At 51.5% G+C, this 15,865-nt stretch carries 10 protein-coding genes; 8 read left to right on the forward strand and 2 right to left on the reverse strand.

From position 1 onward, the window contains the following. Positions 1-74: 74 nt before the first annotated feature. The gene (locus tag ACFQ0N_RS02245; protein WP_379322714.1) at positions 75-953 is read right to left on the reverse strand and encodes a phosphoribosylaminoimidazolesuccinocarboxamide synthase; all 879 of its coding nucleotides are present in this window, start codon (positions 951-953) and stop codon (positions 75-77) included. Further along, complete coding sequence (gene purB / locus ACFQ0N_RS02250; protein WP_379322715.1) at positions 950-2,257, reverse strand: adenylosuccinate lyase; 1,308 nt, start codon at positions 2,255-2,257, stop codon at positions 950-952. The genes ACFQ0N_RS02245 and purB overlap by 4 nt, the downstream gene beginning before the upstream one ends. A 288-nt stretch (positions 2,258-2,545) precedes the next feature. On the opposite strand from purB, the gene ACFQ0N_RS02255 reads away from it, so the two are divergent. From ACFQ0N_RS02255 to carA, 8 genes are all read left to right on the forward strand, one after another. Next, entirely contained in the window at positions 2,546-3,823 is a 1,278-nt protein-coding gene (locus tag ACFQ0N_RS02255) for an adenylosuccinate synthase (RefSeq protein WP_379322716.1), read from the forward strand. Positions 3,824-3,867: 44 nt separating this feature from the next. Next, positions 3,868-4,656: a helix-turn-helix domain-containing protein gene (locus tag ACFQ0N_RS02260; protein ID WP_379322986.1), complete on the forward strand. Its 789-nt coding sequence runs from the start codon at positions 3,868-3,870 to the stop codon at positions 4,654-4,656. Positions 4,657-4,845: 189 nt separating this feature from the next. After that, positions 4,846-9,396, forward strand: a complete 4,551-nt coding sequence (gltB, locus tag ACFQ0N_RS02265; RefSeq protein ID WP_379322717.1) for a glutamate synthase large subunit — start codon at positions 4,846-4,848, stop codon at positions 9,394-9,396. 6 nt (positions 9,397-9,402) lie between these two features. After that, a complete protein-coding gene (locus tag ACFQ0N_RS02270; RefSeq protein ID WP_379322718.1) occupies positions 9,403-10,848 on the forward strand; it encodes a glutamate synthase subunit beta in 1,446 nt (481 codons plus the stop codon). 17 nt (positions 10,849-10,865) lie between these two features. Beyond that, positions 10,866-12,098 (forward strand): LL-diaminopimelate aminotransferase, encoded by a 1,233-nt coding sequence (locus ACFQ0N_RS02275; protein ID WP_379322719.1) that lies wholly within the window; start codon positions 10,866-10,868, stop codon positions 12,096-12,098. Between the two features lie 18 nt (positions 12,099-12,116). Next, complete coding sequence (gene dapF, locus ACFQ0N_RS02280; RefSeq protein ID WP_379322720.1) at positions 12,117-12,986, forward strand: diaminopimelate epimerase; 870 nt, start codon at positions 12,117-12,119, stop codon at positions 12,984-12,986. Between the two features lie 145 nt (positions 12,987-13,131). Next, positions 13,132-14,469 carry a type I glutamate--ammonia ligase gene (glnA, locus tag ACFQ0N_RS02285; protein WP_379322721.1) on the forward strand — a complete coding sequence of 446 codons (1,338 nt, stop codon included), beginning with the start codon at positions 13,132-13,134 and terminating at the stop codon, positions 14,467-14,469. 17 nt (positions 14,470-14,486) lie between these two features. Beyond that, positions 14,487-15,602 carry a glutamine-hydrolyzing carbamoyl-phosphate synthase small subunit gene (carA, locus tag ACFQ0N_RS02290; protein ID WP_379322722.1) on the forward strand — a complete coding sequence of 372 codons (1,116 nt, stop codon included), beginning with the start codon at positions 14,487-14,489 and terminating at the stop codon, positions 15,600-15,602. The last annotated feature ends 263 nt before the right edge of the window (positions 15,603-15,865 follow it).

Consider the following 15,865-nt stretch of genomic DNA (forward strand, 5'->3'; position numbering starts at 1 on the left):
TCCCCGGAACTATTGTTGCACAAACTATAACATTTGAACCCGAATTCTGCAGCATTGACCGAAAATGACCAACTTTATTTGAATAAAAGCTCCGCTATCTCTTTATACCGCTCTGCAGTCGCGGCAACGACTGGCGCAGGAAGCGGCGCTGGCGGTGAGTTCCGGTCCCAGCCGGAGCCCGCCAGATACTTGCGCACCGGTTCCTTGTCGAGCGATTCGATCTCGATATCAAGCGCATATTTATCCTTGTGCCAAAAGCGCGAGGAATCAGGAGTGAACAGCTCATCAATCAGCACGATATCGTCGCCGACCCGCCCGAATTCGAATTTAGTATCGGCGAGCAGAATGCCGCGCTGCTCGCAATACTCGTTCCCCAGCTGATACAACGCAAGGCTTAAAGTCTCAAGCTGCCTGGTCAGCTCTTCGCCGAGCCAGCCGGACATTTCCGCAAAGGAAATATTTTCATCGTGGCCGACGTCGTTCTTTTTGGCCGGCGTGAAGATCGGGTTACCCAGCCGCTCGTTTTTCCGCAGCCCTGCGGGGAGTTTATGACCGTTGATCATGCCTGTCGCGGCATACTGCCGCCAGCCATCGCCGGCCAAATAGCCCCGGACGACGCATTCAACGGGGAGGCGCTCCGCTTTTTTCACGACCATAATTCGATTGCGCAGCGCATCTTTATCCTCTACGAGCGGGCCCAACTGATCGATGTCGGTGTGAACGATATGGTTGGGCATGATTTGCTTGCTCAGCTCGAACCATGCCAGACTCATTTGATTCAAGATGATGCCTTTGCCAGGAACTGCGGGCTCAAGCACATAATCATATGCAGAGATGCGATCGGTCACGACGATGAGCATATGCTCGCCCAAATCATACAGCTCGCGCACTTTTCCTTTATAGAGGAGCGGCGATTTTATCAGCCGGGCGGCAGTCGTCAAGGCTTGCGTCATTTGGCGGCGCCTCCTAAACCCAAACGGTCGAAAATCGTATCGACATGTTTTAAATGCCAGCTTGGATCAAAGCAATCCTCAAGCTCAGCGGCGCTTAATCGCTCTGTAATTTTTGGCGTGGCAAATACAATTTCGCGGAAGGAGCGCTGCTGTTCCCATGCCTGCATTGCCAGCGGCTGCACCGTATCGTACGCCATTTCCCGCGACAAGCCGGCATCGATCAGCTTGGTCATGACCCGGCCGGAGAAAGGCACATCGAACGTGCGCTTCATATTGCGCAGCATGTTCTCAGGGAACACCGTCAAGTTTTGCAAAATAGAGCCGAGCCGGTTGAGCATATAATTAAGCAAGATCGTCGCATCCGGCAATATGATCCGCTCTACGGACGAATGCGAAATGTCGCGTTCATGCCATAAAGTGACATTCTCATAAGCGGAAACCATGTGCCCGCGAATAACGCGCGCCAAGCCGCTAATACTTTCGCAGCCGATCGGGTTGCGCTTGTGCGGCATCGCCGACGAACCTTTTTGCCCTTTATTGAACGGCTCCTCGACTTCACGAAATTCGCTTTTTTGCAGGGCGCGTATTTCAGTAGCGAATTTGTCCAGCGAGGTCGCGATCAGCGCAAGCGTGGCCATATAATCGGCGTGACGGTCGCGCTGCAGTGTCTGTGTCGAGATCGGCGCCGGCTTTATGCCGAGCTTGCCGCATACATATTGCTCGATCGACGGGTCGATATTCGCATAGGTGCCGACAGCGCCGGACATTTTGCCAAACTGAACCCCGTCTGCAGCCAGCCGGAATCTGTCCAAATTGCGCTTCATCTCTTCATGCCACAGCGCCATCTTCAGACCGAATGTAGTCGGTTCAGCATGGACGCCGTGTGTGCGCCCCATCATGGGGGTATACTTATAAGCAATTGCTTTTTCGGATAAAATAGCAATGAAACGAACAAGATCGCCTTCTAAAATCTCATTCGCTTGTTTCAGTAAATAGCCGAGGGCGGTATCGACAACATCGGTTGAAGTTAAGCCGTAATGCACCCATTTGCGCTCTTCATCAAGCGATTCCGATACAGCTCGTGTAAAGGCAATGACGTCGTGGCGCGTTTCCTGTTCAATTTCATAAATACGCTCAATGCTGAACGACGCCTTCTCGCGAATTGCGCGAACGTCTTCCGCAGGAATGACGCCGAGCTCTGCCCACGCTTCGCAAGACAGAATTTCAACTTCAAGCCAGGCGTTGAATTTGTTTTCTTCCTCCCAAATCCGCCCCATCTCCGGGCGTGTATAGCGCTCAAGCATCTTAAATCCTCCAAAGTGTAAATAATAAAAAACGAATGATTTGTCTTTCGAAATTTTTGCCCTTTTAGTGTACAGCCAACAGTGACAAATGTAAATAGCGAACTATAAAATAAACAATCATTTCAATGTTCGTGTTTAGAGAGATTATTTGCCATTTAATTGATAAATAAACGTTTTCAATAAATAAATAATGTTTTATATAGTTGACGAGATTTTCACTGCAAAAGTATACTTGGTGTAAGTAAAAAGTAAGATTGGTCAAAAAAGTAAAGGGAAGCGGGGAGTAAAATGAGTGTAACAGCTATCGTCGGTGCTAACTGGGGCGATGAAGGAAAAGGGAAGTTGACAGACGTGTTTGCCGGCAATGCAAAGTATGTCGTTCGTTATCAAGGAGGCAGCAATGCAGGGCACACGATTATTAACCAATTTGGCAAATTCGCTCTCCATATTCTCCCATCGGGCGTTTTTTATTCCGATGTCGTTAATGTGATTGGTCCTGGTGTTGCATTTAACATAAAAGACTTTTTCCACGAGCGGGAAGGTTTGCTGCAACGTGGCGTTCCGGCCCCTGATTTGCGCGTTTCGGATCGGGCGCAGATTGTCCTTCCGTATCATAAGCTGTTTGACGGCTTGGAGGAGGAAAGATTAGGAGAAGGGAAATTTGGGTCGACCAAAGCGGGCATTGCTCCCTTTTACGGGGACAAATATTTGAAGATCGGGATTCAGGTGTCCGAGCTGTATGATGCTGAAGGGCTTAAGCGGCGTCTTGAGGCCGCTCTTGTCTCGAAAAATATTCTGCTCCAGCATCTATATGGCAAACCGCCCATTCAGGCAGACGATTTGCTGGCTGACTTGTTAGAGGATGCGGAGAAGTTAAAACCGTTCGTTTGCAATACTACAGATCTGTTACAGCAGGCATTGGACAACAAGGAAAGAATTTTGCTGGAAGGACAGCTAGGTGCGCTGCGCGATCCGGATCACGGCATCTATCCGTACTCTACCTCTTCTTCGACGCTTGCCGGCTTCGCTTCTGTCGGCGCAGGCATACCGCCATATGCGATCAAGAATATTGTTGCGGTAGTAAAAGCTTATTCCTCCTGTGTGGGAACTGGCCCATTTGTAACTGAAATTGAGGGCGATGCCGCGGATCAGCTGCGCAAGCTTGGAGGAGATGCTGGCGAGTACGGCGCTACTACCGGCCGGCCGCGGAGAATGGGCTGGTTTGATGCAGTAGCGACAAAATACGGGTGCGCCATTCAAGGGGCAACCGAGGTGGCCCTAACCAATCTTGATGTTCTTGGCTACTTGGATGAAATACCGATCTGTACCCAGTATGAAGTGGAAGGGCAACGAACAGCGCAATTTCCTGCAACTGCCCGGCTCAAGCAAGCGCGTCCGGTACTGGAGAAGTTAAAGGGCTGGAAAACGGATATTTCCGGCGCCCGTCGTTTTGAAGAGCTTCCCGAGCAAGCTCAAGAATATGTGCGGTGCCTTGAACGGCTTATCGGCGTCCATATCCGCTGGGTATCTGTCGGGCCAAAACGCGAACAATTAATCGAGAGGTAATGAGGCATAACGCCATGAGAAAGCAGGAGGAGGGAGTGACTGCCATGCTGCATCTTGATCCTGAACATTTTAATTTGAAGCCGCATTTTGCCACGATTCATTGCGAACCCGGCTGGCAATGGAGAAGAAGGGATTTGCCAATGCCCAATTACGATTTATTTTATGTGTGGAGCGGAGAAGGGGACTTGATCCTGAATGGCAGACATTTTCATTTGCGGCCCCAAAGCTGCTTTCTGTTTCGGCCTGGAGATGAAATAACGGCAACACATCAGCCGCAAAATCCGTTAGTGCTAACCTATATTCATTTCGATATGACGGCTTCGGTCACTCTGATTCCGCAGCCGTATCGAATCATTAAAGATTTTATCAGCCTCGAATCGCTGCTGCGCCGTTATGTGCGCCTGTTTCTCGTTCATACCTTCGGTGCAGAGATTGAAGCAAAGCTCATCCTGAAGCAAATGATGATTCATTTGTTGCGGGAGGAGCAGGTGGGGGAGGAAAAGACGGCCAAGGCAAGCTACTCCCTGCTTGAAACGATTGAAGAAATCGCCAATTACGTGCAGCAGCATCCCGGGGACCCTCATACTGTGGAAAGTCTGGCGGCCCGCGCCAGCCTATCGCCCAAATACTTTTCGCAAAAATTTAGAGAAATCATCGGCCAGACCGTTCGTTCCTATATTGTCCATGCCAGAATTAAACGGGCCGAGCATCTGCTTCATTTTACGGGAATGACTGTGACCGAAGCGGCGGACGCGCTCGGATACAATGATGTCCATTTCTTCAGCCGGCAGTTCAAACATTACACAGGCAAAAAGCCTTCCGAAATCCGCTAATTGTCCACATGAAAAGAAAAGCTTTGTCAGCGAAGCCGCGCCAGCTTCCTGGGCAAGGCTTTTTTTCTTTTTTCTTGAGACCCTAACAAAAGTGCAAATATTACTCCATCCGCTCCAAATCAAAATGGTCTGTGGAATGTTACGCTAAATATAACAAAAACCATCTTTGTTTGAATGGGAGGGAACCTGATGCAGCAGATGCGCACACCCAGGAAGCAGGGGTTGTACAACCCTCAATTTGAGCACGACGCTTGCGGAATTGCAATGCTTGCGAATATTAAAGGCAACAAAACGCATATCATCGTTGAACAAGCTTTAATCGCGCTTGAGCGGATGAATCACCGCGGTGGCCGTGGAGCGGATCAGAAACTAGGGGATGGCGCCGGGATTATGACCGAGCTGCCGCATGCATTGTTCGAGCACGATTGGCAGCAGCACGGCAAAAGCCTTCCTCAGCCAGGACAATATGGCGTTGGCATGCTGTTTTTACCCGCAGATCCGAAAGGCCGCGAGTACGCTATAAATATAATTGAATCAGCGGTTGCCAAGGAAGGTTTGCACGTGTTTGGCTGGCGTACAGTACCGACAGACCGCTCGGTATTGAATGCTCAGGCCGAGCAAACCTGTCCTTGCATACGCCAACTGTTTGTCACTCCCGCCAGCAATATGCCGACAGATGAGGATCAGCTTGAAAGAGCGTTATATCAGCTGCGCAGACGGATTGAAGGGGAGATCAGGCGGCAGCTGCCGCAGGAAGCGGCCGAAGCCTTTTATATTCCCAGCTTATCCTCGAGAACGATTGTTTATAAAGGGCTGCTTCTACCGGGACAGCTCAAAGCCTTTTATTCGGACTTGAAATGCGAGCGTTATGAATCGGCTATGGCCATGGTGCACAATCGTTTCAGCACCAATACGTTCCCGAGCTGGAGAAGAGCGCAGCCGAACCGGTACTCTTTGCATAATGGTGAAATTAACACGATCGACGGCAACATAAACTGGATGCTGGCAAGGGAAGCAGCCTTTCATTCGAAGCTCCTGCCTGATCTGGAGCTGCTTCGTCCGGTTGTTGATCCAGCCGGCAGCGACTCGGCAATGTTCGACAATGTGCTGGAGCTGCTTGTACTGTCCGGATGGTCATTGCCGCATGCCATGATGATGATGATTCCCGAGCCTTGGCACAATATTGCCGCAATGGACGAGAACAAACGGGCGTTCTATCAATACCACAGCAATCTGATGGAGCCTTGGGACGGTCCGGCTGCGATGGCCTATACAGACGGCCGGCAAGTCGGGGCTTGTCTGGATCGCAATGGACTTCGGCCTGCCCGTTACGTAGTGACAAGCGATGATTTTATCTATTTGGCCTCTGAGGCGGGCGTTGTTGATGTGCCGGAAGAGAAGGTTGTACTAAAAGGACGGCTGGGACCGGGGCAGATGCTGATCGTCGATTATGACAAAGGACGGCTGATGCTCGATGATGAAATCAAGCAGCAAATGTTCTCCTCGCATCCTTATCGTGAGTGGGCTCGGCAGTCGGTAGTCGACTTGGAAAACATGGAGCAAGCGCCTGCGGACGACAATGATGAAAGCCTGGAGTGCCAGGAGCCGTTACTGCGCCTGCAGCAGATTTTCGGCTACACCTATGAGGAATGGAATAAGGTGTTGAAGCCGATGGCGCTGGAAGGTTATGAACCTGTGAGCTCGATGGGCTATGACGCGCCGCTCGCCGTACTTTCCGACAGGCCGCAGCTGCTGTTTAATTACTTCAAACAACGGTTTGCTCAAGTGACGAATCCGCCAATTGACGCTATTCGCGAGGAGCTGGTCACCTCGGTTGAGGTACTGCTCGGTTCGGAAGGCAACTTGCTTGAGCCGAATCCGGAAAAATACAAAAAAATCCGGCTGCAGTCTCCCGTTTTGTCGGTGTCCGCAATGCGGCAACTGCGAAAATTGCATACAGCGGACTGGAAGGCTGCAACAGTTCCGATCTTGTTCCCGCATCAAGGGGATGGAAACGAAATGGAACGTGCGCTTCACACTTTGCTGCAGTCGGTTGACCGCGTTATGGGGCAAGGCTGCAATATTCTGATTTTGAGTGACCGCGGAATTGGGCGTGAGCAGGCGGCGATTCCTTCATTGCTTGCCGTCTCCGCTGTTCACCACCATTTGATCGGCACTGGCTTCAGAAGCAAGGTCAGCCTGATTGTCGAGTCCGGCGAGCCCCGCGAGGTGCATCATTTTGCCGCACTGCTCGGATATGGAGCCAATGCTGTCCATCCCTATTTGGTCTGCGCTTCATTGCCGGCTCTCGCCGAGGAGACAGGGACGAAGCTGTCGCTCGACGATCTATCCCAAAATTATGCGCGCTCAGTGAGCAAGGGAATTTTGAAAATTATGTCCAAAATGGGCATATCGACGCTGCAGAGCTACATTGGGGCGCAAATATTCGAAGCGATTGGCATCAGTGCACAGGTGGTGGAGCGATATTTCCCAAGAACTTCATCGCAGATCGGCGGGCTCAGCATCGATGATATTGCCCGTGAGACGCTGATGAGACATAGGAATGCTTACGCGAAAAGCTCCGGCTCGCTCGAAAGCGGCTCTGACCTGCAATGGCGGCCCGGCGGAGAGCCGCATATTTACCGGCCGGAGACGATTCATACGCTGCAGCATGCTTGCCGGACAGACGATTACAGCCTGTTCAAAAAATATAGCGATATGCTGCAGGAGGAAAGGGAAGGCCATGTAACTTTGCGCGGCCTGTTCCAATTGAAACCGGCATCCGCTCCCGTTCCGATCGAGGAAGTAGAGTCGGTCCAATCGATTGCCCGCCGGTTTAAATCCGGCGCAATGTCATTCGGCTCGATCAGCCAGGAGGCGCATGAAGCGATTGCGATCGCCATGAACCGCATCGGCGGCAAGAGCAACTCCGGCGAGGGGGGAGAAGATCCCGAACGGTTCGCCCCGCTGCCGAACGGAGACTCGAAATGCAGTGCAATCAAGCAGGTCGCTTCGGGAAGATTCGGCGTCAACAGCCACTATCTGGTCAACAGCGAGGAAATTCAGATCAAGATGGCGCAAGGAGCGAAGCCCGGTGAAGGAGGACAACTGGCAGGTCACAAAGTTACGCCGCAGGTGGCCAGGACAAGAGGCTCCATCCCCGGAATCGAGCTGATCTCCCCTCCGCCTCACCATGATATTTATTCGATCGAGGATTTGGCCGAGCTGATCTATGATTTGAAAAATGCCAATCCGCAAGCAAGAATAAACGTCAAGCTCGTATCCGAAGCCGGAGTTGGGACGATCGCTGCGGGCGTGGCCAAGGCCAAGGCAGATGTCATTCTGATCAGCGGCTTTGATGGAGGAACCGGGGCCGCGCCGCGAACAAGCATTAAGCATGCGGGCATGCCGTGGGAGCTGGGGCTTGCCGAAGCTCATCAAACCCTGATGCTGAACGGCTTGCGCAACCGGGTCAGACTGGAAACCGACGGGAAGCTGATGAACGGGCGCGACGTTGTCATCGCCGCTTTATTGGGCGCAGAGGAATACGGCTTTTCCACCTTGCCGCTAGTTTCCCTCGGCTGTGTCATGATGAGGGTTTGCCATATGGATACATGTCCGGTAGGCATTGCCACACAAAATCCGGAGCTGCGCAAAAAAATGGCAGGCCAGCCTGAGCATATCGTCAATCTCATGTATTTCATTGCACAGGAAGTTCGCGAATATATGGCCCAGTTAGGCTTCAGATCGATGGATGAAATGATTGGGCGCACAGATCTGCTAAAGCGGTCGGATCATGGCAATTGGAAAACGGAGAAGCTGGATCTGGCTGCGCTCCTCTATCAAGTAGAAGGGGAACGGGCATTTGCGCAGGAGCAGGATCACGAACTGGACCGGACATTAGACTCCCGTCAACTGCTGCCAATCAGCCGCAAGGCGTGGGAAAACAAAGAACGAGTGTATGCTTATCTGCCAGTCTCCAATACAGATCGTGCGGTGGGAACGCTGCTTGGCAGCGAGCTGACCAGACATTGCGGTGCGGAAGGGCTGCCGGATCACTCCATCAACCTTCAATTTCAAGGCTCGGCAGGGCAAAGCTTCGGAGCATTCATTCCGGGCGGTATGACGCTGACGCTGGAGGGCGAAGCGAACGATGCGGTCGGCAAAGGGCTGTCAGGCGGCAAAATCGTCATCTATCCAGCATCCAAATCCCAATTTACTGCTGAAGATAATGTCATTATTGGCAATGCGGCTTTTTACGGGGCAACGGCAGGCGAAGCGTTCATCCGTGGCAAAGCCGGGGAAAGATTTTGTGTCAGAAATAGCGGAGCGACAGTAGTAGTAGAAGGAATAGGCGATCATGGCTGCGAGTATATGACCGGAGGAACTGTGATCGTCCTCGGTGAAGTCGGTAAAAATTTCGCTGCCGGAATGTCGGGCGGCTTAGCTTATATTGCTGCAGCCGATGACAGCGGCCTGCGCGAGCGATGCAATCGGGAGCTCGTGCTTATAGAAGCGCTGCAGGAGCAGGACAAAAAAGAAATTTCTCATGTCAAAACACTTTTAGAGCGCCATCTGCGATTTACCGGAAGCATGGCAGCCGGACGCATGCTTCAGCAGTGGGAACAGGCAGTTGCACAATTTGTGCGCGTCATTCCTAAAGAATACAAACGCTTGCTGCAGTCAGCGGATCACTCCGCGCCTCTGCTGCTGGGCGGCAAATCTCCAGGATCGAGGTGATGATCAATGGGAAAAGCTACTGGTTTTATGGACTATGCAAGAAATCCGCTCCGTTACCGCGATCCTTTGGAGCGGACGAAAGATTGGCAGGAGGTCGCCCGTCTTCCGGATGAGGATGTATTGCGGGAGCAAGCGTCCCGCTGCATGGATTGTGCAGTTCCCTTCTGCCAAAATGGTAGTACGCTGGCAGGGATGACGACGGGGTGCCCGGTGTACAATCTCATACCGGAGTGGAACGAGCTTATCTACAAAGGTAATTGGCAGGAAGCCTATGAGCGTTTGCGGTTGACGAATCCATTTCCCGAATTTACCGGCCGCGCTTGTCCCGCTCCCTGTGAAGGAGGATGTGTCGCCTCGCTCTATGAGTCGCCGGTCACGATCAAGAACATTGAGTGGGCGATCATTGACAGGGCATTCCAGGAAGGCTGGGTTCGGCCTGCGCCGCCTGTTCTGCGTACAGGCAAAAAAGTGGCCGTAATCGGTTCCGGTCCGGCGGGTCTCGCCTGCGCCGCCGAGCTGAACCAGTACGGCCACAGCGTGACGGTATTTGAAAGGGCGGATCGGATCGGCGGCTTGCTGACTTACGGCATTCCGAAGATGAAGATCGAACAGCATGTTGTTGATCGGCGGGTGAAGCTGCTTGCCGAAGAAGGCATTCGCTTTGTTACCGGTGCCGAGGTAGGCAAGCAAATTCCGATCGAACAGCTGCAAACGGAATATGATGCCGTTGTGCTATGTATTGGCGCCACTCGTCCGCGCGACTTGACGATTCCGGGCCGGGAGCATCAGGGCATTCATTTCGCTATGGAATATCTCCATTTAAATACGAAAAGCTTGCTTGATTCCAACCTGGCCGACGGGAATTACATCTCTGCCCAAGGTTTGGACGTGATCGTCATCGGAGGTGGAGATACCGCGACTGACTGTATTTCCACTGCGCTGCGGCAGGATTGCAAAAGTCTGGTGCAATTCGACATTTACGCCAAGCGCTCCGCTGAGCGCGGCAATGAAAATCCGTGGCCGCAATATCCCGTCATTCATAAGCTGGATTCCGGGCAAGAGGAAGCGATGAAGCGGTTTGGCAAAGATCCGCGCGCTTTCGCTACTTCGGCGATCGAATTTCTCGGCGATGCATCAGGAAAAATTGCCGGTGTCAGAAGCCAAGCGCTGAACGCCAGTAAGGAAGCGGTCCCCGGAACGGAGCGGGTGTGGCCTGCTCAGCTCGTTCTGCTGGCAATCGGCTTCCAGGGTCCGGAACCGGAGCTGCTCGAGCAAATGCAAATAAAGCGAAACACACGCTCCGCTGTTTCCACCGTTGCAGGCTCGTATCGAACCAGTGCCAATGGCGTATTTGCTGCCGGGGATGCCCGCCGGGGTCAAAGTCTTATCGTCTGGGCGATTCAAGAAGGCAAAGAAGCGGCCAAAGAATGCCATCAATATATTATGAGATAGAGGGAGTCGCCATGACTATGTACGATATACAGCAGCTGTTCGCAGGGCGCATCGGCGGACAGCAGTTCGGATTAAAAAATGAGATCTACAAGTTTGAGAAAATCAAGCGGGGCAAAAAAGAGGCGATGCTGGCCAATCCGCATATCGAATTGATTGATCTGGGGGTAGGCGAGCCGGATGCGATGGCAGACGGAACGGTTGTGCAAATTTTGGAGCAGGAAGCGCGGAAACCGGAGAACCGCTTTTATGCGGATAACGGAATTGGCGATTTCAAGCAGGCGGCCGCTTCCTATATGGAGCAAGTATTTGGAGTAAGCGGTATTGATCCGGAAACGGAAATCAACCACGCCATCGGTTCCAAATCTGCTCTGGCTATGCTGCCCGCCGCCTTTATTAATCCGGGAGATATTGCGTTCATGCCGTCGCCTTGCTATCCGGTGCTGGGCACACATACCCGATACTATGGCGGGGAAGTCGTTCATTTTCCTTTAACAGAAGAGAACGGCTTTCTTCCCGACCTGAATGCGTTTGATGAGGATGTATTAAAACGAGCGAAGCTGCTTTATTTGAATTATCCGAATAACCCTACCGGCGCTGTGGCCAGCAAGGAATTTTTTGCGGAAGTCGTCCAGTTTGCCAAACAAAACCGGCTGATCGTCGTGCATGACGCCGCTTATGCTGCACTTGTATTCGATGATACAGAACCGTTAAGCTTTCTGTCTGTTCCCGGGGCGAAGGATGTCGGGGTGGAGCTGCATTCGCTCTCCAAGTCGTTCAACATGACAGGGTGGCGGATCGGATTTGTGGCGGGAAACGCCAAAATCGTCAACGCCTTCGCTACGGTGAAGGACAATAACGACTCCGGTCAATTTATTCCGATTCAGAAGGCGGCGGCCTATGCGCTTGCCCATCCTGAAATTACAGAGCAGACAGCTTTGAAATACTCGCGCAGACATGAAATGCTGACAGGTGCGATGCGTGCTTGCGGGTTCCGCGTTACAAAACCGAAAAGCTCCTTTTTCCTGTATACCAAAATCCCCAGAGGGATTGTGAACGGTCCGCAATTTGAAACGGCAGAGCAATTTTGCCAATACTTGCTCAAAGAGCATCTTATCTCCAGCGTTCCGTGGGATGATGCAGGCCCGTATGTGCGTTTTTCGGTTACATTTCAGGCAAGCAGCTTACAAGAGGAGCAGCGTATTGTGGAAGAAATTAAAACGCGACTCGGCAGAGCTGAGTTTGTCTTTTAGGGCGAGGAGTGAAGAGCAGTGCTGTTTACGAAAATGCACGGTTTAGGCAATAAGTATATCTTTTTTAATCTGCTGGATGCTGATCTGGAAGAACAGGACTTATCGGAGCTGGCCAAATCAGTATCAGATGTTAATTTCGGAATCGGTTCGGACGGCATGATTCTTATTTGCCCCTCCAATAAAGCTGATTTTCGCATGAGAATATTCAATGCCGACGGCTCGGAAGGGAAAACGTGCGGCAACGGCTTGCGCTGTACGGCAAAATATTTGTTCGATAGCGGTTATTCCAATGCAACTCAATTTACGATTGAAACGTGGGGCGAGATCGTCAGCGTGGAGGTAGAGCTTGAGATCAATCAGCATCAGCCGACGGTGCGGAATGTAAAGGTCGATATGGGGATGCCGGGGCTGAGCAAAGAAACCTTGCCGATGAAAGGCGACGCGCGTTCTACAACAATAAGCGAACCGTTCGCATTTGAGGATCAGATGTTTCATTTGACGTGCGTATCGATGGGCAATCCTCATGCCATTCTGTTCGTCGATGATGTAAATGCCTTTCCACTGGAGCAATGGGGCCCGAAAATCGAACACGCCGATTTGTTTCCGGAAAGAGTCAATGTCGGTATCGTTCATGTATTAAACGAGCGGGAAATCAATTACCGTGTTTGGGAAAGAGGATCGGGCCTGACTATGGCTTGCGGCACAGGAGCCTGTGCTGCTGTAGTTGCCGCCACTTTGAACAAGAGACTGAATAAAGATGAGCCCATCACAGTCCATTTGCCTGGCGGAGATTTGACGATTCGTTGGGATCGGAACAACCATGTATGGAAAAGCGGCCCGGCCGCATATATTTGCCACGGAGAATTGGAGCTGCCTATTGCTCAATAAAAACCGTACACTTATTTTCTATTAGGTAAATAATGTTCGCTTTTATGACTTCGATGCAAATAATATACCATTGAATCCAAATGAATGTTCATATTTTCGTGTTATCATTTTATATAGCCGCAAACAAACGAGAGGAGCAAGGAAGATGAAAAGAGCTTACAGCAAGGAACAGATTCTTAACATCGCTCACGAGGAAAATGTACGTTACATCCGTTTGCAGTTCACTGATTTGTTCGGAACGATTAAAAATATTGAAATTCCAATCAGTCAGCTTCCCAAGGCTTTGGACAATAAAATGATGTTTGACGGCTCCTCTATAGAAGGCTTTGTCCGCATTGAAGAGTCCGATATGTACCTTTATCCGGATCTGAACACCTGGATGATCTACCCGTGGGAAGCGGAGAAGGGGAAAATCGCTGCTCTTATCTGCGATGTATATACAACCGAAGGCAAGCCGTTTGCCGGCGATCCGCGCGGAATTTTGAAGCGCGCCTTAAAGGACATGGAAGAGATGGGCTTCACGGCGATGAATGTAGGACCGGAACCTGAATTTTTCCTTTTCAAGACGGACGAGCATGGTCATCCGACTATGGAACTGAACGATAACGGGGGATATTTTGACCTGGCGCCAACCGATCTTGGCGAAAACTGCCGCCGGGAAATCGTGCTGACGCTGGAGGAGATGGGTTTCGAGATTGAAGCCTCCCACCATGAGGTAGCTCCAGGCCAGCATGAGATTGATTTCAAATATGCCGATGCCGTAACGGCAGCCGACCAAATCCAGATGTTTAAGCTTGTCGTGAAAAATATAGCAAGAAAGCACGGGCTTCATGCTACATTTATGCCAAAGCCGTTGTTCGGTATGAACGGCTCCGGTATGCACTGCCATCAATCGCTGGCGCGGGGCAGTGAGAACACATTTGCCTGCGAGCAGGACGAATTGGGACTGAGCGATACGGCTAAACACTACTTGGCCGGAGTTTTGAAGCATGCCCGCGCCTTCACCGCCATTACCAATCCGACGGTCAACTCATATAAGCGGCTGGTACCGGGATACGAGGCTCCTTGCTATATTGCCTGGTCAGCCAAAAACCGCAGCCCGCTCGTCAGAGTTCCGGCAAGCGGCGGAGTGAGCACACGAATTGAGCTGAGAAATCCCGATCCGGCGGCAAATCCTTATCTTGCTCTTGCGGTTATGCTCGCCGCCGGCCTGGACGGAATCCGCAACGAGCTTCCTCTCGTTGCTCCTGTGAATCAAAATATTTACACGATGGAAGATAAAGTGAAAGAAGAATGGGGCATAATAAGTTTGCCGTCCAGCTTGCAAGAAGCGCTTGACGAGCTGGTTCAGGATGAAATAATGACGAATGCACTGGGAGATCATGCGCTCGAGCGGTTTGTAGAAGCGAAGCAAATCGAATGGGATATGTTCCGTACGCAAGTTCATCCGTGGGAAAGAGAGCAATACTTGACCTTATACTAGAGAGGGAGTGAGGATAGATGCAGGCAAGACTGCTGTTGGAAGATGGTACGCTCTTTGTTGGCCAGGCATTCGGAGCGGAGGGGAACTCGTCAGGTGAAGTTGTCTTTAATACCGGGATGGCGGGTTATCAGGAGCTCCTTACCGACCCATCTTATTGCGGACAAATTATAACGATGACCTATCCTCATATCGGCAATTATGGAATAACGAGAGATGATTTTGAAGCGGTGCGGCCTTTCATTCACGGCTTCGCCGTCAGAAAATATGAAGAGGTTCCAAGCAATTGGCGAGCTCAATATACACTTGATTATTTCCTTAAAGAATATGGCATTGTCGGCATCAGTGAAATCGATACGCGCATGCTTACGCGAATCATTCGCCAGTCCGGCACAATGAGAGGTATTTTGTCGACTGCGAATGAGCCGGTTGAGGAACTGAGGGAAATGCTGAATAGCATGGAGCCGATGAGAGATCAGGTAGCCCGCGTTTCTACGCGCAGCGTATTCAGCGTCCCCGGCAATAAAGAGCGAATCGTGCTTGTCGATTTTGGCGCCAAGAGCGGGATTGTGAAGGAGCTTGCCAGTCGCGGCTGCGACGTTGTCGTCGTCCCGCATGATACGACAGCCGAGCAGATTCGCCGTCTCGTGCCGGACGGCATCCTGCTCTCCAACGGTCCTGGCGACCCGAAGGATGTACCTTATGCGGTGCGGATGATTCAAGAGCTTCTAGGCGAATTTCCGATATTCGGCATTTGTCTCGGCCATCAGCTGTTCGCCTTGGCGTGCGGCGCGGATACAGAGAAGCTGAAGTTCGGTCATCGTGGCGGAAATCATCCTGTCAAAGATCTGCGAACAGGCAAATTTTATATGACCTCGCAAAACCACGGCTACACGGTGAACGCTGATTCGATTGCCGGCACGGAGCTGGAGGTTACGCATATTAACAACAATGACCGCACAATTGAAGGATTGCGGCATAGCAAATTTGCGGCCTTTTCTGTACAGTATCACCCCGAGGCTTCACCGGGTCCGCTGGATTCCAATTACTTGTTTGACGATTTTTTGGCCCAGATCGCTTCGTTCAAACGCGATCAGCCCCGGGTCGTGCGTCAAGCGCAAATGCTGGTCAAGTAAGCGCCGGTTAAAGGTTGAACAGGTGCGTTGCCGCTGCTGTTCAACCTTTTTTTAACGGGCAACTGTGAGTCATGCGGACACAGAATCCGCTATTTTGTCGTGACCCGACTAGTTCGGAGGGTTCGCGGACATAGGATCCGTTATCGGCTGGTTTTGCCGGGTTTTCGCGGCAATTTAAAGCAAATAACGGAACCACGGTCCGCTTCGCCGTCAATTTGACATGTTTGTTCGCAGATAACGGATCCATTGTCCGCGACGGCCCA

Origin of the sequence: Paenibacillus sp. GCM10027626, assembly GCF_042676285.1 — a bacterium.
Classification (GTDB): Bacteria; Bacillota; Bacilli; order Paenibacillales; family Paenibacillaceae; genus Paenibacillus_Z.